Here is a 1,129-nt window from a genome sequence, read left to right on the forward strand (position 1 = left end):
AAATGACTGACGTAGTGATCGTATCGGCCGCGCGTACGGCGGTAGGCAAGTTCGGCGGCTCGCTCGCGAAGATCGCGGCGCCGGAACTGGGCGCGACGGTCATCAAGGCGGTGCTCGAGCGGGCTGGCGTGAAGCCGGATCAGGTGAGCGAAGTGATCCTGGGTCAGGTGCTCGCGGCGGGTTCGGGTCAAAATCCGGCGCGCCAGTCGCTCATCAAGGCCGGCTTGCCCGACATGGTGCCGGGCATGACGATCAACAAGGTCTGCGGCTCGGGCCTCAAAGCGGTGATGCTGGCGGCGAACGCGATCATCGCGGGCGATGCGGAAATCGTCATCGCGGGCGGCCAGGAAAACATGAGCGCCGCGCCGCACGTGCTGCCCGGTTCGCGCGATGGCTTCCGCATGGGCGATGCGAAGCTGATCGACACGATGATCGTCGATGGCCTGTGGGACGTCTATAACAACTATCACATGGGCACGACGGCGGAAAACGTCGCGAAGGAATTCGGCATCACGCGCGAGCAGCAGGACGCGTTCGCGGCGCTGTCGCAGAACAAGGCCGAGAAGGCGCAAAAAGAAGGCCGTTTCGACGATGAAATCGTGCCGATCGCGATTCCGCAACGCAAGGGCGAGCCGCTGCAGTTCAAGACCGACGAGTTCGTGCGTCATGGCGTCACCGCCGACGCGTTGGCCGGACTGAAGCCCGCGTTCTCGAAGGAAGGCACGGTGACGGCGGCCAACGCATCGGGCATCAACGACGGCGCGGCGGCGGTCGTCGTGATGTCGGCGAAGAAGGCCGAAGCGCTGGGTCTCACGCCGCTCGCGCGCATCAAGGCATACGCGAACGCAGGCGTCGATCCGAAGATCATGGGCATGGGCCCGGTGCCGGCATCGAAGCGTTGTCTGGAACGCGCGGGCTGGAGCGTGAACGATCTCGATCTGATGGAGATCAACGAAGCGTTCGCGGCGCAGGCGCTCGCGGTACACAAGCAGATGGGCTGGGACCAGTCGAAGATCAATGTGAACGGCGGGGCGATTGCGATCGGCCATCCGATCGGCGCATCGGGCTGCCGGATTCTCGTCACGCTGCTGCACGAAATGCAGAAGCGCGATGCGAAGAAGGGTCTCGC

The 1,129-nt window shown here is 64.4% G+C and carries 1 protein-coding gene; it reads left to right on the forward strand.

Annotated features, from left to right (window positions below; translation table 11 throughout):
* Positions 1-2: 2 nt before the first annotated feature.
* Positions 3-1,129, forward strand: a 1,127-nt coding sequence (locus tag AWB77_RS34055) for an acetyl-CoA C-acetyltransferase (protein WP_061138850.1), incomplete at its 3' end; no start/stop codon positions are given.

It is taken from the genome of Caballeronia fortuita (assembly GCF_001544835.2).
GTDB lineage: Bacteria > Pseudomonadota > Gammaproteobacteria > Burkholderiales > Burkholderiaceae > Caballeronia > Caballeronia fortuita.